At 61.9% G+C, this 20,538-nt stretch carries 16 protein-coding genes; 9 read left to right on the plus strand and 7 right to left on the minus strand.

What is annotated here, in order from left to right; translation table 11 throughout:
• Positions 1-24: 24 nt before the first annotated feature.
• The gene (locus AC1Q80_RS25400) at positions 25-906 is read right to left on the minus strand and encodes a MurR/RpiR family transcriptional regulator (RefSeq protein WP_492362213.1); all 882 of its coding nucleotides are present in this window, start codon (positions 904-906) and stop codon (positions 25-27) included.
• A gap of 179 nt (positions 907-1,085) precedes the next feature.
• Here AC1Q80_RS25400 and AC1Q80_RS25405 point away from each other — a divergent pair, with 179 nt between their 5' ends.
• The 4 genes from AC1Q80_RS25405 (at position 1,086) to AC1Q80_RS25420 (ending at position 5,904) form a co-directional block, all read left to right on the plus strand.
• Positions 1,086-2,963, plus strand: a complete 1,878-nt coding sequence (locus AC1Q80_RS25405; protein WP_492362214.1) for a branched-chain amino acid ABC transporter ATP-binding protein/permease — start codon at positions 1,086-1,088, stop codon at positions 2,961-2,963.
• A 34-nt stretch (positions 2,964-2,997) separates the two neighbouring features.
• Entirely contained in the window at positions 2,998-4,161 is a 1,164-nt protein-coding gene (locus tag AC1Q80_RS25410) for an ABC transporter substrate-binding protein (RefSeq protein ID WP_209791729.1), read from the plus strand.
• 91 nt (positions 4,162-4,252) lie between these two features.
• Positions 4,253-4,990, plus strand: a complete 738-nt coding sequence (locus AC1Q80_RS25415; RefSeq protein ID WP_234903143.1) for an ABC transporter ATP-binding protein — start codon at positions 4,253-4,255, stop codon at positions 4,988-4,990.
• A gap of 26 nt (positions 4,991-5,016) precedes the next feature.
• Entirely contained in the window at positions 5,017-5,904 is an 888-nt protein-coding gene (locus AC1Q80_RS25420) for a branched-chain amino acid ABC transporter permease (protein WP_173423542.1), read from the plus strand.
• A 477-nt stretch (positions 5,905-6,381) separates the two neighbouring features.
• Here AC1Q80_RS25420 and AC1Q80_RS25425 read toward each other — a convergent pair whose 3' ends face one another.
• Positions 6,382-7,392, minus strand: coding sequence for an amino acid ABC transporter substrate-binding protein (locus tag AC1Q80_RS25425; protein WP_209791731.1), 1,011 nt, complete (start codon positions 7,390-7,392; stop codon positions 6,382-6,384).
• 212 nt (positions 7,393-7,604) lie between these two features.
• Positions 7,605-10,661, minus strand: a complete 3,057-nt coding sequence (locus AC1Q80_RS25430; protein ID WP_492362215.1) for an aminotransferase class III-fold pyridoxal phosphate-dependent enzyme — start codon at positions 10,659-10,661, stop codon at positions 7,605-7,607.
• Between the two features lie 80 nt (positions 10,662-10,741).
• Between AC1Q80_RS25430 and AC1Q80_RS25435 the strand changes: the two genes are divergently transcribed.
• Positions 10,742-11,224, plus strand: coding sequence for an Lrp/AsnC family transcriptional regulator (locus AC1Q80_RS25435; protein WP_077502819.1), 483 nt, complete (start codon positions 10,742-10,744; stop codon positions 11,222-11,224).
• Positions 11,225-11,235: 11 nt separating this feature from the next.
• Here the strand turns inward: AC1Q80_RS25435 and AC1Q80_RS25440 are convergent, their stop codons facing one another.
• Positions 11,236-12,177 (minus strand): AraC family transcriptional regulator, encoded by a 942-nt coding sequence (locus AC1Q80_RS25440; protein ID WP_492362216.1) that lies wholly within the window; start codon positions 12,175-12,177, stop codon positions 11,236-11,238.
• A 219-nt stretch (positions 12,178-12,396) separates the two neighbouring features.
• Between AC1Q80_RS25440 and AC1Q80_RS25445 the strand changes: the two genes are divergently transcribed.
• Positions 12,397-13,446, plus strand: a complete 1,050-nt coding sequence (locus AC1Q80_RS25445) for an NAD(P)-dependent alcohol dehydrogenase (protein WP_492362217.1) — start codon at positions 12,397-12,399, stop codon at positions 13,444-13,446.
• A gap of 57 nt (positions 13,447-13,503) precedes the next feature.
• On the opposite strand, the gene AC1Q80_RS25450 is transcribed toward AC1Q80_RS25445, so the two are convergent.
• Both AC1Q80_RS25450 and AC1Q80_RS25455 read right to left on the minus strand, forming a co-directional pair.
• Complete coding sequence (locus tag AC1Q80_RS25450) at positions 13,504-13,968, minus strand: Lrp/AsnC ligand binding domain-containing protein (RefSeq protein ID WP_077502818.1); 465 nt, start codon at positions 13,966-13,968, stop codon at positions 13,504-13,506.
• Between the two features lie 22 nt (positions 13,969-13,990).
• A complete protein-coding gene (locus tag AC1Q80_RS25455) occupies positions 13,991-15,154 on the minus strand; it encodes a M20 aminoacylase family protein (RefSeq protein WP_115421169.1) in 1,164 nt (387 codons plus the stop codon).
• A 185-nt stretch (positions 15,155-15,339) separates the two neighbouring features.
• Here AC1Q80_RS25455 and AC1Q80_RS25460 point away from each other — a divergent pair, with 185 nt between their 5' ends.
• The 3 genes from AC1Q80_RS25460 to AC1Q80_RS25470 all read left to right on the plus strand — a co-directional run bounded on the left by AC1Q80_RS25460 (position 15,340) and on the right by AC1Q80_RS25470 (position 18,733).
• Positions 15,340-16,416, plus strand: a complete 1,077-nt coding sequence (locus AC1Q80_RS25460) for a D-alanyl-D-alanine carboxypeptidase family protein (RefSeq protein ID WP_173423538.1) — start codon at positions 15,340-15,342, stop codon at positions 16,414-16,416.
• Between the two features lie 12 nt (positions 16,417-16,428).
• A complete protein-coding gene (locus AC1Q80_RS25465; RefSeq protein ID WP_492362218.1) occupies positions 16,429-17,601 on the plus strand; it encodes a CobW family GTP-binding protein in 1,173 nt (390 codons plus the stop codon).
• 451 nt (positions 17,602-18,052) lie between these two features.
• Positions 18,053-18,733, plus strand: coding sequence for a response regulator (locus AC1Q80_RS25470; protein WP_173423536.1), 681 nt, complete (start codon positions 18,053-18,055; stop codon positions 18,731-18,733).
• A 139-nt stretch (positions 18,734-18,872) separates the two neighbouring features.
• On the opposite strand, the gene AC1Q80_RS25475 is transcribed toward AC1Q80_RS25470, so the two are convergent.
• Positions 18,873-20,366 (minus strand): sensor histidine kinase, encoded by a 1,494-nt coding sequence (locus tag AC1Q80_RS25475; RefSeq protein WP_492362219.1) that lies wholly within the window; start codon positions 20,364-20,366, stop codon positions 18,873-18,875.
• Between the last annotated feature and the right edge of the window lie 172 nt (positions 20,367-20,538).

The raw sequence follows: 20,538 nt of genomic DNA on the forward strand, positions 1-20,538 counted from the left end.
GGTTGTGGCCTTGCGGCAGGCGTGTCAGCGGCCGTCGTCGACGTTCGGGTTGAGAGCGTCTTCGGTGATGGCGTAGCCGCGGCGCAGCTCCTCCATCTTCTCGATGCGGGCACGGGATTGGGTGGCGAGACGGGCCGTCAGCGCCGCGATCAGCGCTTCCGTCTGGGCGATTGCCGGCACCATCGTGTCATAGGGCGAGACCGTATCGACCGGCGCCGTCAGCGTGACGGTGGCAAAATCGGCGATCGGCGAAAGCCACCGGTCGGTGAACAGTACGATACGGGCGCCTTGTGCGGCCGCCTGCCGGGCGAAGCGAATGGTGTCGTTCTGGTAGCGGCGGTAATCGTAGACGAACAGCACGTCGCGCTTGCCGAGATCGACGAGCTGATCGACCTGGTCGGCCTGGCTGCCGTTGATCCAGCGGGTGTCGCCCCTGAGCTGCTTCATATGCGACCAGAGCAGGCCGGCGAGAAAGCCGCTGAACCGTCCGCCGAGGCAATGTGCTCGCGCGCTTGTGTCGGCGGCTGCGTCGACGGCTGCCTCGAAATCCTCCGACGGCAGCATCTGCATCGAGGATTCGAGCGCATGGATGCTGGCGCGCAGGAAGTACTGGTAGAAATTCTCCTGCTCCAGCGACGGCCGTCGCTCGTCGAGCATCGACAGCGGCGAGCTCATGCGCTCCTGAACTTCGCTGAGCAATGCCTTCTGAAATTCCGGATAACCCTCGAAGCCGAGCGTGTTGGCAAAGCGCACGACGGTCGGATTGCTGACCCCCGCCGAGGAGGCCAGATAGGCAACGGTATTCAGTCCCGCTGCCGGATAGTTCGCCAGCAGCTGTCGCACGATCTTCAGTTCCGATCGCGTGAAGGTGATGGTCCCGTCTGTCAGTCGATCCCGGATTGCCACGATTTCCGCCTCCCAAAAACGATGGCTTGAACCCCGATTTCTAATTTTTGTTACATAAACGCTAGCAGAGAATGTTTTTTGAAACAAGATTGACATTTGATCGAGATGGGATAACTTTCATTTCGGGAACTGGCCCGAGCCAAAAATGAACGGCGGGCCGACAAATCGGGGGAATGCAGATGGTTCGCGTCAGGCGAGAAACCGTCGTCGGTATCCTTTTAACGTCGTTGCCGCTGCTGGTGGCTGCTGCCGTCGCCTCGTCGGTCTTTCCGGGCAGCGGCGAGCGCCTCGTGACGCTGTTCATGATCAACGTGATCGCGGTGCTCGGCATCGGCATGTATGCCGGCAATTCCGGCATCGTTTCCTTCGGCCATGTCGGCTTCATGGCGATCGGTGCCTATGCGTCCGGACTACTGACCATCAACCCGATCGTCCAGAAGACGGCACTGCCGCACCTGCCGGAATGGTTGGCCGGCATCGACATGTCGTTCCTGCCGGCTCTCGCCGTGGCGCTGGTGGTGGTGGCGCTGGTCGCCGTTTTGATCGGCATACCCGTTGCGCGCCTTGCCGGTTCATCGGCGTCGATCGCGACGCTCGGCTTTCTTGTCATCGTCCATGTGGTGCTGGTTGCATCGACCGACATCACTCGCGGCAGCCAGACCTTCTTCGGCATTCCGCGCGCGGTCAACCTGTGGGTGGCGCTGCCTTTTGCCATCGCCGCAATTGCCGTTGCGCGTCTCTATCGGGACTCGAGCGCGGGCCTGAAGCTCCGGGCGTCACGCGAGGACGAGATCGCCTCGACGGCTGTCGGGGTCAACGTCAAGCTCCATCGTTTCATCGGCTGGGTGCTTGGCGCCATTCTGGCGGGGGCCGCCGGCGCGCTGCTGGCGCATTTCCTCGGCGCCTTCTCACCCAAGGATTTCTACTTCAACCTGACCTTCGTGCTGCTCGCCATGCTGATCCTCGGCGGCGTCACCACCGTATCGGGTGCCGTCGGCGGCACGGCGGTGATCATGCTGATCGTCGAGCTTCTGCGCAAACTCGAAGGCGGCGTCGACCTCGGTTTCGTCACGCTGCCGACCGTTTTCGGCCTGACCGATATCGGTATCGGCGTCGCGATCCTGGTGGTGATGTACCGGTTGCAGGACGGGCTTTTCGGTGTCCGGGAGCTAGACGAGCGTCTCGGCTGGCTGAAGCGCTTCGCCGCCAAGCCTGCGGTATCGTCTGACGGTGCGCAAAAGATTGCGCCGATCCCGGCAGGTGGAACGCTCAAGGTCGAAAATCTCGGCAAGAAATTCGCCGGCCTCGTTGCGCTGGAAAATGCCAATTTCGAGATCAAGCCTGGCCTCGTCACTGGCCTGATCGGCCCGAACGGCGCCGGCAAGTCGACCCTGATCAATAGCGTTTCCGGCGTCGTGCCGCCCTCGAGTGGACGCGTGCTGATCGACGGCCGGGATATCGCGTCGCTGCCTGTTTACGCCGTTCCCGTCGCCGGGCTTGCGCGCACGTTCCAGAACATCCGCCTGTTCAAGAACCTGACCGTGCTTGAGAACGTCACCGTGGCGGCAAGCGCGCTGAAGGGCAACGGCGAGGACCCGATGGAAAGCGCGCGGCTGGTGCTGGCCGAGGTCGGGCTCGACGGCTTTGCCGATCAACTCGCCGGCACGCTCTCCTATGGTGCGCAGCGTCGTCTCGAGATTGCCCGCGCGCTGGCGCTGAAGCCGCGTTACCTGCTGCTCGACGAGCCGGCGGCCGGCATGAACCCGGCCGAAACGCAGGAGCTGATGCATGTGCTCGACCGCATCCGCACGAAGTACCGCCTCGGCCTGCTCGTCGTCGAGCACGACCTGAAACTGATCATGCGGCTCTGCGATATCGTCGTGGTCCTCAACAAGGGCCAACAGATCGCCATCGGCACGCCGGCGGAAATCCAGGCCAATCCGGCCGTGATCGAAGCCTATATTGGCCGTCGCCGCTCGGCGGGGCAGGCAAAACGCGAAGCTGTCGAGGCCGGAGGCCTCCAGCCAAGTGCAAGCGGTCTTCAAAATCCAGCTTGATCAGCAAACGAAATCAGAAAGAGGGAGCTTACCGATGAAATCCAGTCTCAGGACATTGTGCCTTACCACCGTTCTTGGCGGCTTCGCGCTGTCGCCGCTGCCGGCTTTCGCCGAGGATCTGGTGATCGGCCTTGCCACCGCCCAGACCGGCGGCCTTGCACCCTATGACCAGCCGTCGCTGAAGGGCCTGGAAATGGCGGTCGAGGAAATCAATGCGGCCGGCGGTGCTGCCGGCAAGTTCCCGATCAAGCTCGTTGCCAAGGACACCCGCTCTGATGCTGCACAGACCGCGCTGGTGGCGCAGGAACTGGTCGACCAGGGCGTCAAGATCATGATCACCCCCTGCGACGCCGATCCGTCGATCGCTGCCGGCCAGGTGACGCAGGCTGCCCAGATCCCGGCCTTCTCGTTCTGCGCGACGACCCCGACCATGCCGCTTGCTGTCGGCGACTACATGTTCGGCAACTATCCGGCCGACAACGTCCAGGCCTCGGTGCTTGCAACCTACGCCGTCGAGAAGGGTTACAAGAAGGCCTATATCCTGAAGTCTCCCGACAGCGCCTATACGCTGAAGCTTCCGGAATACTTCGGTGTAGCCTTCAAGGCCAAGGGCGGCGAGCTTCTGGGCGAAGGTACCTTCAGCATGGGCCAGCAGGATTTTGGTGCTGAAGTCACCAAGATCAAGGCGATGAACCCGGCGCCCGACGTGATCATGACGGCTGCCTACGAGCCCGATTTCCCGGCCTTCATCCGTCAGCTGCGTGGCGCCGGCGTCACCATCCCCATCCTCGGCAGTGACGGCATCGATTCGCCGACGACCTTTGGCCTTGGCGCCACCGTCGACGGCGTGGTGTTCACCACCGCCGGCTTTGCCAGCGAGGGCAGCCCGCTTGCCGACTTCAACGTCAAGTACAAGGAGAAGTTCGGCCAGGAGCCGGATACGGTCTACATCGCCAACGGCTACGATCTCGGCAAAGTAATCGACGCAGCGGTGACCGAAGCCAACAGCACTGATCCGGTCGCTATCCGCAATGCCATCGCTTCGCTCGAAAACGTCCAGGGCGTCACCGGTCCGATCAGCTACGCCGGCACGCAGGGCATGCCGCTGCGCTCGGTGTCGCTGGTGCGCATCGGAGGCGGCAACCGCGAGCTGATCAGCCAGGGTGTTCCGGCCGCAGCCGACATCCCGGCTCCCTGAACTGTCGCCGCTTGCGATCTCCGGCGAGGGTGCCGGAGATCGATCGGCCGGAGACGGCCGTCTCGCAATCCATGGCAAGGACTTTGCCCCGATGATGCACAGTGAAATTCCCGCGCAGAAACCGCTGCTCGAAGTCAGTGGCCTCAAGGTCGCCTATGGTGCCGTCGAGGCGCTGAAGGGTGTCGACCTCACCGTCGGCAAGGGCCAGATCGTTACGCTGCTCGGCGCCAATGGCGCCGGCAAGAGCTCGACTTTGAATGCACTGGTGGGGCTGGCAGCCAAGAGGGCAGGGCGAGTGTCGTTCAATGGCCAGGACATTTCCGGCCTGCCGCCGGAACAGATCGTCCGGCTCGGCATGACGCTGACGCCTGAAGGGCGGCGCATCTTTCCGAGCCTGACGGTGGACGAGCACCTGCTGCTCGGCGGCGCCATGCACAAGGCGCGGGGTGCTATCTCCGAAGTGCGCGAAGACATGCTTTCGCGCTTCCCGATCCTGAAAGAACGTCTCAGCCAGAAGGCCGGTTCGCTGTCCGGTGGCGAGCAGCAGATGCTGGCGATCGCGCGTTCGATGATGTCTTCGCCCGACCTCTTGTTGCTCGACGAGCCTTCGCTTGGGCTCGCGCCGCAGGTTGTCGACCTGATCTTCGACCTGATCGCCGGCCTGCGCCAGAAGGGCCTGACCATCCTGCTGGTCGAACAGAACGTCGCGCTGTCGCTTGAAATCGCTGACGCCGGCTACGTCATGGCGAATGGCCGCATCGTGCTCTCCGGCACCGCCGCCGAGCTTCGCAATTCAACCGAAATCCAGGGCGCCTATCTCGGCGCCTGAGGCCCGGGGGCAAAGAGGTCACGACAATGGACATGTTCCTGCAGCAGTTGGTCAATGCGCTCAGCCTCGGCGGCACCTATGCGCTTCTCGCGCTCGGGCTTGCGGTCGTCTTCTCGATCATGGGGCTGATCAATTTCGCCCATGGCGAGTTGATGACGGCAGCCGGCTACGGCCTGTGCTTCGCGCTGCTGCTCGGCCTGCCGTTCCCGCTCGCCGTCTTCGGCGCGCTGATGATCGCCGTCGTGCTTGCCATGCTGATGGAGCGCGTCGCCTTCCGGCCGGTGCGCGGTGCCAGCGGCACCACGCTGCTTCTGACCAGCTTTGCAGTCAGCGCCATCCTGCGCGTCATCTTCCAGAATTTCATCTCTGCGCGGCCGAAGCCCGTGCCGATGCCGGAGAGCTTTTCCGGCACGATCGAGATCGGCGGCCTACATCTCGGCCTCATCCAGGGCACGTCGATCCTCGTTACCGTCATCATGCTCGTCGGGCTCAATCTGTTCCTGCGCACCACCGTTCTCGGTCGGGCTATGCGCGCGGCATCCGAGGATTTCGCCATCGTCCGGCTGATGGGCATTCGCGCCAACGCCGTGGTTGCAACCGCCTTTGCCATTTCCGGCCTGCTTGCGGGTGTTGCCGGCATTCTCTGGGTGGCGCAGCGCGGCAGCGTCGATCCGTTGATGGGCTTCCTGCCGGTTCTCAAGGCGTTCATCGCCGCGATCATCGGCGGGCTCGGCAGCCTTTCCGGTGCCGTTGCCGGCGGCTTCCTGCTCGGCTTCATCGAGGTGTTCCTGCAGGCCTATCTGCCGGAAAGCCTGCTCAGCTACCGCGATGCCTTCACCATCCTGCTCGTCATCGGTGTGCTTCTCTTCGCGCCGCAGGGCCTGCTTGCACGCAAGACAATCGTCAAGCTCTGAAGGGCTTGCGGCCTACTGGTTGGAAACGCCGCGGATCACGGACCCCGCTGTTTGAACAAGACCGTCCCACTCCCTCATTCCGGCCTTGTGCCGGAATCCAGTGGCCCGACGTCGGTCGGGCTGAAGGACTTTCCAGCCCAAGGACTTGGGCTGGTCCCGCAGTTCCTATGGAACTGCTAGAGATTTCTGTCACAAGCACAGAAATGAGGGGTCTTGTGGTCCGACTGCTGATTTCCCGATCTTGCCGTGACGAGGGATACTTGTCGATCGTCGCCGCGCGGTCCGGCCCTCCAGCGCCCTTGGAACGCTGCCGCTGGGACGTTACGCCAAGGCCTTGCTCTGGAAAGGCAGAATACTGTCGTCTTTCGCCAAATTCCGGAAACAAAAAACGCCGCGGTGAGGGCCGCGGCGAGTTGGTTGGCTGGTCTGTTGGTTGGCGCAGTTCCGGGGAAAGGCCTTCCCCGGATTTGCTTTGGATCAGCGCGCCGGCGGCGCGTACATCAGGCCGCCCTGGTTCCAGAGCTTGTTGAGGCCGCGGTCGATCTTGAGCGCGCTGTCCTTGCCGAGATGCTTTTCGAACACTTCGCCGTAGTTGCCGACGGCGGAGATCGCCTGGAAGGCCCAGGTCGGGCCGAGACCCAGAGCCTTGCCGGCTTCGTTGTCGATGCCGAGGAAGCGCTTCTGGCCGACCGTGCCGCTTTCCTGCATCTTCGTCGCATTCTCCTTGGTGATCCCAAGCTCTTCGGCTTCGATCATCGCGAACAAGGTCCAGCGGACGACCTTGAACCACTGCTCGTCGCCCTGGCGCACGGCCGGGCCAAGCGGTTCCTTGGAGATGACTTCGGGCAGGACGACGAAGCGGTCCGGGTCGTTCAGCGTCAGACGCTGCGCGTAGAGCGCCGAGGCGTCGGTCGAGTAGACGTCGCAGCGTGCCGTGTTGAAAGCCTGGATCGTCTGGTCGGGCTTTTCAAAGGCGATGACCTGGTACTGGATGTTGTTGGAGCTGAAATAGTCGGCCATGTTCTGCTCGGTGGTCGTGCCCGTTTCCGTGCAGACTGAGGCGCCCGAGAGTTCCTTGACGCTTTTCACGCCAAGGTCGTTGCGCACCATGAAGGCCTGGCCGTCATAGTAGTTGACGCCGACGAAGCTCATGCCGAGATCGCTGTCGCGCGACAGTGTCCAGGTGGTCTGGCGCGAAAGCAGGTCGACTTCGCCCGACTGCAGCGCGGTGAAACGCTCCTTGGTCGAGAGCGGCACGTACTTGACCTTGTCCGGGTTGCCGAGTGTGGCGGCTGCGACCGCGCGGCAGAAGTCGATGTCGAAGCCGCTCCACTCGCCCTTGTCGTTCGGCGCGGAAAAGCCGAGCACGCCCTGGCTGACGCCGCAGCGAAGTTCGCCGCGTTCCTTGACCACATCGAGTGTGGTGGCGCTGGCAGCCGTTCCGGCGAGAAACGCCGCACTCGCAAGCGCTAGAATTGCTGATTTCATTGTCCTGTTCTCCTCTTGTTATGCTGTTATGAAGGCATGCGTCTTCGCTGCCGGGGCGCGTGTGCATCCCGGCCAACTGGCAGTCTTTTCGGCGGTATCGAGCTCGGCCTTTAGAGCGTTTCCGATTTAGACGGAAATACAGAAACGCTCTATGTCTCTGTTTCTACGCATTTCCTGACGGAAAACCGCTCCGCACTTTTCCTGGAAATGCTTTAGCCGAGCCTTTTGCTCACATCCGCAAAGGTCTCTTCGAGCACGGCGAGCAGATGATCGGCGTCGCGTTTCGAGAAGATCATCGGCGGGCGCATCTTCAAGACGTTGTCATGCGGTCCTTCGGTTCCCATCAGCACGCCGCGCTGGCGGGCGCCGTTGGAAACCGCCCGGGCAAATTCGGTGGCGGGTGCCTTGGTCTTGCGGTCGGTCACCAGCTCGATGCCGAGGAACAGCCCCATGCCGCGCACGTCGCCGATCACCTCGTAGCGCGTCTGCATCGCCTTGAAGGAGGAGATGAGGTAATTGCCGACGGCAAGGGCGTTGCCGCGCAGGTCCTGGCTTTCGATGACGTCGAGCACGGCGAGACCGACGGCACAGGAAACCGGGTTTCCCCCGAAGGTGTTGAAGTATTCCATGCCGTTGTTGAAGCTGTCGGTGACCTCGCGGGTGGTGACGACGGCGGCGAGCGGATGACCATCGCCGATCGGCTTGCCCATAGTGACGATGTCGGGAACCACCCCTTGCGTCTCGAACGCCCACCAATGGCTGCCGACGCGGCCGAAGCCGACCTGGACCTCGTCGGCGATGCAGACGCCGCCGGCTTCGCGCACCAGGCGGTAGACTTCCTTCAGGTAGCCGTCGGGCAGGAACACCTGGCCGGCGACGCTCGGGATCGATTCCGCGATGAAGAAGCCGGGACCTTCGCCCTTGGCCTGCATGGCGGCGATCTGCTCGGCAACGCTTTCGGCAAAACGCTTGCCGTGTTCCTCGGCCGGCCAGTCCGCTGGCGCGCGATAGCTGTCGGGAACATTAGCCACATGCACATGCGGCTTCGGACCCTTGCCACCCTTGCGACGGAACTTGTAGGGGCTGATGTCGATCAGCTCCTGCGTGGTGCCGTGATAGGACCAGTCGAGCGTGATGGCATTTTCGCGGCGGGTATGGGCGCGCATCAGGCGCAGTGCCAGGCTGTTTGCTTCCGAGCCGCTGTTGACGAAACCGGCAACTGTCAATTCCTTGGGCAGCGTCGCTGTCAGCCGTTCCGCATAGGCGACGATGTTGTCGTGCAGGTAGCGGGTGTTGGTGTTGAGGGTCGCTGCCTGCTTCGCCATGGCCTCGACCACGGCCGGATGGGCATGGCCGATGTGGCAGACATTGTTGAAGCAGTCGAGATAGGCGCGGCCGCTGTCGTCGATCAGCCAGACGCCTTCGCCGCGCACGAACTTGATCGGCTTTTCGTAGGAGATCGACAGGTTCGGCAGCAGCAATTCCTTGCGCAGCTTGACGATCTCGTCATGCGCGCGACCGGTTTTCGCGTAAAACTCTTCGGCAATACCGGCGAAGGTGCGCGCGTCGGGGAAGAGCTCGGCCCAAACGTCGAGATATTGCGGTTCACCGACGCCGAGGATTTCGGTGGCCGAGAGGCTGGGGTCGATGGAAAGCTGCAGGTGCAGGTGCGGCGCCCAGCCGCCGTTTTCCTTCGGCGCTCCCATTTCGCCGACAAGCGCGCCGGCTTCGAGCCGGTCGCCGGCCTTGATCCGGCCGATCGCCTCATGCGCCATATGGCCCCAGAGCGACACGAAGGGCGGGCAGCCCTCGGGCTCGTGGCGAAGCGCAATCAGGCAGCCATAGCCGAGCGGGTCCTGTTCGATCTCGACGCTGACGACAGTGGCGGCCACTGGCGTGAAGACCTTGGTGCCGGCGGCCATGAACAGGTCGAGGCCGAGATGGTGGGTGCGGCGGGTGTTTTCGATCAGTCGCGAGACAAACATCTCGCCGGCATAAACCGTGCGGGCCTCACCCCAGGGGCCGATGCCGAGGTCGATGCCGTTTTCGTGGCAATAGTCTTCCCAGATGGACTGGGCTTCATCCGGCTGTTCGCCAGCGGACTTGACCGTCATCGGATGATCAGGATCGCCATAGGGCACGAGCGCTGCCGGATAGGTGGCGGCCGGCCGTTGCAGAAGCGGGGCAAGCGTCTTGCGGTTGTCGGCGATCCAGGCGGCAACGCCGCGCGTTCCGGGCGCTGCCTCAAAACCGCAGGCCTTGCGCAGGATCGCGGTGGCGAAGCGACGGTTCATCCGGTCGAGCTTGCGCAGCAGTGTCCAGGCCGGCTTTTCGCTGATCGCGAGATAGGGATTGTCGGCCGTGTGCGCGCGGCGCGAAGCCGAGATGGTCACTGACGTCACGAGCCGCATGACGATGAGGTCGAAGAGCAGATCGACTTCTTCTTCGAGCAGCGGATATTCTGCATGGAAGCCGCGGGCGATGGCCGCAGTGGCGCCGATCGGATCGGGATGGTCGAGCCCGGCATAGGCGGCTGCGATCGCGACTTCGGCGATGACAGGCGCATAAAGCGCGTCGCCAAAATCGATCAGGCCGGAGATACGGTCATGATCTGATTTGTCGACCAGCACGTTCCAGTCGTTGGCGTCGTTGTGAATGACGGCCGAGCGCAGCGTCGCCAGCTTCGGCTCAACCGATTGCGTGAAGCGGGCGAGGAAACGTTCCAGCAGCGCCCGGTCTTCAGGGGCGGAGATATGGGCGAGCCTGTCCCTCGAACGGCCGGCGTTGCGGATGTCCCAGTCGAGGTCGCGCAGCGCGCCCGGATGCATGAAGCCCTTCAGCGAAGCGTCGAAGCGGCCGAGCATATGGCCGAGCGACTGGAGCGCTGCGGCGCTGCGGCCGGTTTCGGCAAGCGGAACGCCCGATACCCAGCTGACGAGACGCAGCCGGTGGTGCACGCCGTGCTGGCTGGTGGTTTCGGCAAGGCTGGTGCCGGCCAGGGTCTCCCGGATGTGCGGCACCGGCAATTCGCCGGCGAAGGTTGCGACGTGGCTCAGCAGCGCCGTCTGGAAGTCGCTCTCGAGCTCGGGCTCGGCGGCATTGACGATCTTCAGGATATAGGTGGCGCCACCCTCTGCCTCGACCTTGAAGTTCTGGTCCCGTTCGCTCGCGAGCAGCGAGAGCGTGCCGGAAAGGCCATAGTGCTGCTTCAGCAGCGCCGATGCCTGGTCGATGGAAAAGTCTGGTGTCGTCTTCAGCATGTCGTTCATTGGGAGCCCTTTGTCTTGCAGGCAGAGTTGCACGAGCGGCCCAGGCATGCATCCGGCAATATGCCGGTTGCACCGGCATTATGTTTATAATAACCGTCATCTTGTCGGCGCGCTCGGAGGCGGAAATCATGCAGGACATCGACGCGATCGACCGGACGATCCTGAGCATCCTGTCGCGCGAGGCGCGCATCCCGATGAAGTCGCTGGCGGGCCGGATCGGGCTTTCCAGAAGTGCGACGACGGAGCGGGTCACTCGTCTCGAAAAGGCGGGCATCATCCGCGGCTACCGCGCCGATATCGGCCAGCTGGATGAGGGGCAGATCCAGGCGTTTCTGCTCGTCACCCTGCAGCGCACGCCATCGATCGGCGTGCTCGATCGGCTTGCAGGCTTCTCGTCCGTGCGCAAGGTTTCGTCCGTCAGCGGCCAGCTCGATCTGGTCGTCGAAGTCGAGGTCGGATCCATCAACGCGCTGAACGAGCTGCGCAACGAGGTCGCGACCATGGACAATGTCGAGGATCTGACCACGTCGATCGTGCTCAGGCGGGATATCGAGCGGAGCTGATATTCCGGTGCTCAGCCTTCGCTCAGCATCTCCGCTCCGCCGGAGAAGCGCTCGACCAGGGTGCGGCGCACACGGCCGATGTCGCGCAGTGGCGGCTCGCCGAAGTGGCGGGCATATTCGCGGCTGAACTGAGACTGGCTTTCGTAGCCGACCTGATGGCCGGCATCTCCGGCATCGAGGCTCTCCTCCAGCATCAACCGGCGCGCCTCCTGCAGCCGCAACTGCTTCTGGTACTGCAGCGGGCTCATGGCCGTGATCGCCTTGAAATGGTGGTGCAGCGACGAGACGCTCATCGAGACGCGGCTTGCCAGGTCGTCGATGCGCAATGGCCGGGAGTAGTGCTCCTTCAGCCAGGCGACGGCGCGGCCGACCTGGTGAGGCTGGCTCTCGGCGGTTGCCATCTGGCGAAGCCGATAGCCGTGTGGGCCGGTGACCAGGCGATAGAGGATCTCCTGCTCGACCAGCGGCAGCAGTGCCGGAATGTCGTCGGGACGGTCGAGCAGGCGCAGGAGCCGGAGGGCTGCGTCCTCGAGGTCAGGCGTGATCTTGCTGACCGTCATTCCCCGCGGCGAGGCGGTCGTTGGCAGTGGCCCCTGCGCCAGAAAATCGAGCAATGCCGGGATCTTGGCCGTATCGATCTGGAAGGCGAAGCTGAGATAGGGTTCATCGGCCGAAGCCTTGCAGACCTGCGACAACACCGGCAGGTCGATCGACGTCAGCAGATAATCGGATGCGCCATAAATCAGCGTCTCGTCGCCCAGCACCACGCGCTTGGCGCCCTGCACGATGACCGCAAGGCTCGGCTTGTACGCGGCGCAGTTGACCGGCGCATCGCCGGAATGACGATGAATGCTCAAACCAGGGATCGCAGTCCGGTGATCGCCGTCTTTCCCGGTGATCCGGGCAATGACGTCGATCATGTCCTGTCTCGCAGTCTGTCGCGTGGCTGTCATATTCTTTGTTCTTTCCAGCAGCTTAGCATTGTGTGAGGTTATGCTCAGATAGGGCTTCGGAGCGTACTTGCCATTATGCATTTTTCATTCTTGCAGGATCGGGCAAAAACTTTGCAGGATCGCGATAACGCTTTTGTCGATGGCGAACGCATAGTCCCTGCCTGCGATCTGCCGGTAACGCTCGGTTTTTCGCATCTCCCAAAATTGAAGGACAGACTGATGGCCATTGCAAGAGGATATGCGGCGACCGACGCGTCGAAACCGCTTACGCCCTTCACCTTCGAACGTCGCGAGCCGCGCGACGACGACGTGGTGATCGACATCAAATATTGCGGCGTCTGCCACTCCGACATTCACCAGGCACGCAACGAATGGGGCAACTCGGTGTTCCCGATGGTTCCTGGGCACGAAATCGTCGGCATCGTCACCGCCGTCGGCTCCAAGGTCACCAAGTTCAAGGTGGGCGACCGCGCCGGGGTCGGCTGCTTCGTCGATTCCTGCACTACCTGTGCGACGCGCGACCTCGATCTCGAGCATTACATGCCGGGTCTGGTCGTGACCTATAACGGCGTCGAGGCGGACGGCAAGACGGCAACGCAGGGCGGTTATTCCGACAGCATCGTCGTCAAGGAAGGCTATGTGCTGTCGATCCCGGAAAACCTGCCGCTCGATGCGGCGGCACCGCTGCTGTGCGCCGGCATTACGCTCTACTCGCCGCTCCGTCACTGGAAGGCCGGTCCCGGCAAGAAGGTCGCGATCGTCGGCATGGGTGGTCTCGGCCATATGGGCGTCAAGCTTGCCCACGCCATGGGCGCTGATGTTACCGTTCTCAGCCAGACGCTTTCCAAGAAGGAAGACGGGCTGAAGCTCGGTGCAGACCACTACTATGCCACCAATGATCCGGAAACCTTCAAGGCGCTGCAGGGCACGTTCGACCTCATTATCTGCACGGTGGCGGCCGAGATCGACTGGAACGCCTATGTCAACCTGCTGAAGGTCGATGGCAATTTCGTGCTGGTCGGCATCCCGGAAAATGCCGTGCCGGTGCATGCCTTCTCGCTGGTGCCCGCGCGCCGCAGCATTTCCGGCTCGATGATCGGTTCGATCAAGGAAACCCAGGAAATGCTCGACTTCTGCGGCGAGCACGACATCGTTTCGGAGATCGAAACGATCAAGATCCAAGAGATCAATGAAGCCTATGAGCGGGTCGTCAAGAGCGACGTGCGCTACCGCTTCGTCATCGACATGGCTTCGCTTAGCGCGGCATAAGCTTGTCGGAAATGGTCCCGGGAGCCGATCGGGTCCCGGGACCATTCTTGTTTTTGTTCAAACGAGCGGTAGCGGCCCGTCGTTCTTGATCTCTTCCATGACGGCGTAGGTGCGGGTCTCCTTGACGCCCGGCAGCGTCCACAGCACCTGGCCGAGGAAGTTGCGGTAGGCCGCCATATCCTCGAAGCGGGTCTTGACGAGATAGTCGAAGCCGCCGGCGACCATGTGACATTCGAGCACGGCCGGCGCCTGCTTGATGGCGGTCGCGAACTGGTCGAAGACATCGGGCGTCGTCTTGTCGAGCATCACCTCGATGAAGACGAGCAGGCCGAAGCCGAGCTTCTGCGGATCGAGACGGGCGCCGAAGCCCGAAACATAGCCTTCCTTCAACAGCCGGCGCAGCCGCTCGCTGGTCGCCGTTGGCGACAGGCCGATGCGATCGGCAAGCTCCAGATTGGTGATCCGGCCGTCCGCCTGCAGGATGTTGAGAATTCTACGGTCTATCTTGTCGATCTGATGCATGGTGCCGCCTCCCGCCCGCGCCTCAGGCGGCAAGTCGCGTTTCCGCGAGTTTCACCCAATAGGAGATCCCGTGCGGGATCGCTTCGTCGTTGAAATCATAAGCGGGGTGGTGCAGCCCGGCGGTGTCGCCGTTGCCCATGAAGATGAACGCGCCCGGGCGGGCGAGCAGCATATAGGAGAAGTCTTCTCCGCCCATCATCGGGTCGAGCGACGGCCTGATGTTGCCTTCGCCGGCGATTTCGGCTGCCGCCTTCAGCGCGTAGGCCGTTTCGTCCTCATGATTGACGGTCACGGGATAGTTGCGGCTGTACCAGACGTCGACGGTGGCACCATAGACGTCGGCGATGCCTTCGGCGATCAGCCGGATGCGGGTCTCGCCGATATCGCGCACTTCCGGCTTCAGCGTGCGCACGGTGCCGCCGAGCACAGCTTCCTCCGGGATCACGTTGTGGGCGAAGCCGGCGTTGAACGTGGTGACCGAGACCACGACGGATGCGAGCGGATCGACGGTTCTCGAGGCGATGGTCTGTAGCGCAGTGACGATCTGGGTGCCGATGACGATCGGGTCGATCGTCTTGTGCGGCTGGGCCGCATGGCCGCCGCGGCCCTTGATGGTGATGGTGAATTCGTCGGTCGAGGCCATGATCGCGCCGACGCGGCTGCCGAAATGACCAATGGGCATGCCCGGCATGTTGTGCATGCCGTAGACTTCGGCGATGTCGAACCGCTCCATCATGCCGTCCTTGACCATCTCGTGGCCGCCGCCGCCGCCTTCTTCGGCGGGCTGGAAGATCACAGCGACGCTGCCGGCAAAGTTGCGGGTCTCGGCCAGGTACTTGGCCGCGCCAAGCAGCATGGCGGTGTGGCCGTCATGGCCGCAGGCGTGCATCTTGCCGGATGTTTCCGACGCCCAGGGCTTGCCGGTGGTCTCGGTGATCGGCAGCGCATCCATGTCGGCACGAAGGCCGATGGTGCGGCCGGGACCGAGATTGCCCTTGATGAGGCCGACGACGCCCGTCTGGCCAAGGCCAGTCACGATTTCGTCAACGCCAAATTCCTTCAGTTTATTTTCGACGAAGGCTGCCGTATTTTCCACCGCGAACAGGAGCTCGGGGTTCTTGTGCAGATGACGCCGCCATTCGGTGACTTCGTTTTGCAGTTCGGCGGCACGGTTGAGAATCGGCATGAGATACGTCCTGTCGGTCTGTTCGATCACATCTATCTGCGGTGGATTGGCGCAGCAGCCAATGAATGGGCTTTGCCATCTCCTCGCCATATAGGCTAAATAGCCGAACGAGACGAGGCAACAGCGGAATTTCGAGGTCTATGGTAGTGACAGCAGGATTTTTCACGCGTGGCAAGGCAAAGGCAATGGGTGTCGTGGCTGGCACCTGCGCGAGCCTTCTCATGGCTTTGCCGGCATTTGCCAATCCGCGGCTCGTCGTCGACGTCAATACACTGAAGGTTTACGAGCACCAGGATATCTTCCAGAAATGGTATCCGGCATCGCTGACCAAGCTGATGACGGCCTATACCGCCTTCCGGGCGATCAAATCGGGACAGCTGGCGCTGACGAGCCCGGTCGTGATGACCAAGAACGCCGCCTCCGAGCCGCCGAGCAAGATGTTCTACAAGCCCGGCCAGGCGATGACGCTCGACAGCGCCCTGAAGATGATGCTGGTGAAGTCGGCCAACGACGTGGCGGTGGCGATCGCCGAAACCGTTGGTGGCTCCGAGCCCGCCTTTATCGACCGGATGAATTCCGAGGCGCGCCGCATCGGCATGACGTCGTCGCATTTCGTCAACGCCAACGGCTTGCCGGGGCCGGGCCAGTACACCACAGCGCGCGACCTTGCGGTGCTGGCGATTACGCTGAAGCGCGAGTTTCCCGAATACGCGTCCTATTTCTCGCTGGAAGGATTTACCACCGGCAAGAAGGACTACCCGAACTACAACATGCTGATCGGCCGCTTCGAAGGCGCTGACGGCATGAAGACCGGCTTCATCTGCGCGTCCGGTTTCAACCAGGTCTCCTCGGCGACGCGCGACGGCCGCAGCGTCGTTTCGGTCGTGCTTGGCGAGGACAGCCTCGGCGCCCGCGCCGATGAATCCGCGCGGCTGCTGCAGATGGCGCTGACGACCTCGGGAGCGGCCAAGCCATCGCTGGTGCAGATAGCGCCCTATGGAGAAACGCGCGACCTGGTTGCCGACGTCAGCAAGCAGATCTGCTCGCAGGCCGCCGCCAAGGTGCGCAGCGAAGGTCGCGACGAAGCTGGACGGCAGAAGCTGCTTTCGCCGTTCATCCACGAGATCAACCGCCCGCTGAAGCTGGCCTTTGCCGGCCTCATCCCCGGCAGCGGCGACAAACTGGCCAAGGCCGGCTCTGATCCGGCCGGCCAGGGCGACGTCGCCAATGTGCCGATCCCGGTGCCGCGGCCGAGCCTCTGATCGGAGTTTTCCATGGTTAGCCCACTGCCGGCGGTGCCGGTTTCGATCCTGACCGGTTTTCTCGGTGCGGGCAAAACGACGCTTTTGAACCGTCTGCTGAAGGATCCGGATCTCTCGGACACGGCCGTGATCATCAACGAGTTCGGCGATGTCTCGATCGATCACCTCCTGGTGGAAGCCTCGAGCGACGGCGTCATCGAGCTTTCCGACGGCTGCCTGTGCTGCACGGTGCGCGGCGAACTGGTGGATACGCTTGCCGACCTCATGGACCGGATGCAGACGGGGCGCATCAAGCCGCTGAAGCGCGTCGTCATCGAAACGACCGGGCTTGCCGACCCGGCGCCGGTGCTGCAGTCGGTGATCGGCAATCCGATAATCGCCCAGAGTTTCCGCCTCGACGGTGTGGTGACGGTGGTCGATGCGGTCAATGGCTTGCAGACGCTTGCCAACCACGAGGAAGCGCTGAAGCAGGTCGCGGTCGCTGATCGCATCGTCATCAGCAAGGCTGGCCTCGCCGATGGCAAGCAACTGGACGAGCTGCGGTCGCGCCTGCGCGGGATCAATCCGCGTGCGCCATTCATCGACGGAGACGGTCCCGAGGCGGGCAAGGGCGAACTCTTTGCCTGCGGCCTCTATGACCCGGCCTCGAAGATCGCCGATGTCGGCCGCTGGCTGCAGGACGAGGCGGATCACGACCACGACCACCATGGTCACGACCACCATCACCATGGTGGGGATCACCATCACCATCACCATCACCATCACCACGACCATGGCCACCACCACCACCACGATGTGACCCGTCATGGTGCGGACATTCGTTCGTTCAGCATCCTGCATGACAGGCCGATCGAACCGATGGCGCTCGACATGTTCATCGATCTCCTGCGCTCGGCCCATGGCGAAAAACTGCTGCGGATGAAGGCGATCGTCTCCGTTTCCGACAACCCGGAGCGACCGCTGGTGCTTCACGGCGTGCAGAACGTCTTTCATACCCCGGAGCGGCTGACCGCCTGGCCGGATCCGGTCGATCGGCGGACACGCATGGTCTTGATCACCAAGGGGCTGAGCGAAGCTTTCGTGCGCGACCTTTTCGATGCCTTCACCGGAAAGCCGCGAATCGATCGTCCCGATGCCCAGGCGCTTTCGGACAATCCCTTGGTTGTCCCCGGCATGAAGTTCTAGGATTTTAACGCTGCAGTCGGCGGCGTCTTTCTGCCAATGCTGTGCAATAAGGTTAAAATCCGTAGTACTTTCGGGTGATCATTGGCGGCGACGGCAAACATTTTTGGGCTAATATTCTGGCGTTACTTAAAATGTACCGAGATTCTCCAGAAAACGCTGCCTCGCGTTTCCCTCCTCCCGGGTTGCGCCCAGCCGAGTGACCCTTTGGTCGCATAAGCAATTGTAAAGATTGTAATAGTCTGGATTTTACGGGTTCCCGTCTAAAGGGTGCTTGTCTATTTCTTAGATCACAACGCGAATATTTCGGCTGTGTTTCAGACGTACCACCCGTATCTTCGTTCGTGCCGCCGCGGTATCCGTTCACTTTCTAAATTAACTAGAAGTTAAGTGTGTTCTTTTAAACGCGAACCTGATGAACTAGCATGTTCGTTGCGGAGGGAGAGCAACGACCATGTCGATATCAGTTGCATTTGTTGACGACCATCCGATCCTTCTGGAAGGGCTGGTCAGTTTATATTCTGGAAAAAGTGACCTCGAGATCGTCGCGAAGGGCGAAAACGCGGTCGATGCTTTGAAAATAGTTGAAGAATTTTCACCTCAAGTTCTCGTGCTCGATTTGAGCATGCCCGGCGACGCCATTGCGGCTATCGAGCTGGTTGCGCAAAAATACAAAGACACGCGGATCATCGTCTTCACCGCAAATTCAAGCATTGAAACCGCGATACAAGTCCTGAATTACGGAGTCTCTGGCTATGTGCTGAAAGGCAGCAGCGCCAGCGACCTTCACGAGGCCATACGCACCGTCTATGACGGCGAGACGTTCATCACGGCGGGGTTCGCGACCAAGGTCATCATGGCCATGAAAACAGCGGAAATCCGCCGGCGGTCTCAGGCACAACGACGCCTGAGCCTGCGCGAGGAGCAGATCGTTCGCCATCTCATGCGTGGCAGCACGAACCGCGAGATAGCGGCCTGTCTTGATATCAGCGAAAAGACCGTCAAACATTATATGACGGTCTTGATGCAGAAACTCGATGTCAGGAACCGTGTGGAAGTGGTGCTGGCAGCGCAGCGCCTGGATGTCCTGCCCGACGGCTCTGCCGAGCGCGGCGCATCACGGCGCATCAACTAGAGCATCCTGCCTTCGAGTGGTTTCACCGAAGGCGGACAAGACGCTGCAGAAACAAAGCACCAGAACGCCGCATTCCGCGCGAATGCGGCGTTCTGAGCCGTGACGGCGATTGTGCAAGTCGACGAACAATCAACCAAATCTATGGACGATCGAACGGGCCGCCGCTGTGATCGAGCGGCAGAACCGCGGTCACCACCATGCCGTTTGGCCGGCGGATCATCCGCATGCGGCCGCCAAAGGCGCGAATGCGGCGTTTCTGCGTGATGGTACCGAGCCCGGTCCGCGCCGTGCTGCGCGGGGTCACTGATGTCGATGGTGCGTCGCCCACATCGGCCACTGTAATGAACAGACGGTTGTGGCGCGTGCCGTAGCGCAGATGCTGGCCGTTGCCCGGCGCATGCCGTTCGCTGTTCATCAACGCTTCCTGGATGAAGCGATAGACGCAGATGTTCAGGTGTGCATCCACCTTCTGCGATGCGATCAGCCCGACCACATCGACATCGCGGCCTATGAGATCCACATGCCGCCTTACCGCGAGCAGGATCGTATCGTTCAGCGACATGTCGTCGAGTTCCGGCAGCACGAGATCGGAGGAAATGTTCCTCAGATTTTCAAGAACCGTCGTAACCGTGCTGACCAGCCTGTCGATTTCTTGCGGCTTGATGGCCGCTGCGGTTTGGCCGCCGGTCGGCGGCGAGGCCATGTCGCTGAGCTTCAACTTGAGCAAGGTCAGCAGTTGGACCGGGCCGTCGTGCAGATCGGATCCGATCTGGTCGAGGATCATCTCATTGAGCTTGCCGGCCTCGAGCCGGGCCGTTTCTGCCGCTGCGCGCAGCCGACGGTTCTGGTTGGACAGTTCAAGTGCCCGTCCAAGACTGTGGCGGATGGCAGCGTGTTGCCGATCGATGAGCAGGCTGCCGCTACGCACGATCAGGAAGAGCAGCGCCAGCATCGGCACCGAAACGAGGAGAACGATGGTGACCGTCTCGCGCCAGGCGGTTGACAGCTCACCCCTCAGGAAATCCGGGCGCTCGTAGAATTCGCCGACCACCAGCACCTTGCCGGCCTCATCGCGCACGAGGGGCGCGTAGACCTCGATGTACATGCCGCGCTGCTCTTCGCCGGTATATTCATGCTTCTCGATCATGGTGCGAGAGACGACGATTTCTCCCGCCAAGGCACGCTGCAGCTCTTCAAAGACAACCTCTTCGTCGATCTGCTTGCCTGACGTCGAATACATCAGGCCCCCGTCGGGGCCCCAGATTTTCAGTTCGTGCACATGCTGACCGAGAGCGCTGGTGCCGAGAAGCTGCTTCAGCTTGTCTTCTACGACGGGCGGAAGGACGCCACTCTTGATGTCTTCCTCGGAGATCAGCGGTGCAACGAACGTCTGAAGATAGGCGGCGCCGAGCGAGCCGACGCTGTTGAACACGGTTCTCTCAAGGCGGCTTGTCGTCCAGATCGCGAGCGCGATCATCAGCGCCACGACGATAAACGAGGCGATGATGATGAACCGAACTTCAAGCCGGAGCCGTTGGAATGTCGACGCCAGCTTTTGCAGAGTGGCTGAACTGCTCAGGTTCAGCGGAAAGATGCGCTTGGCCATTTCGGTGTTGTTCCCGCCGGCATCCATGAGACTTGTCCGATCGCGTTTCTGCGATCTTATATGCTCTATTCCTTAAAAATGCCTCCGCCAATTCCGGCATCGTCCGTCAAAAGAAGCCAAAAGTCGCAATTGAGGCAAGGGAATTCTGTAGTCAATCAAATGGTTACGGTTAACTTTCCAACCGGGAAGGACCCGCGGC

The organism is Ensifer sp. GW823-FHT05D09, from assembly GCF_058795755.1.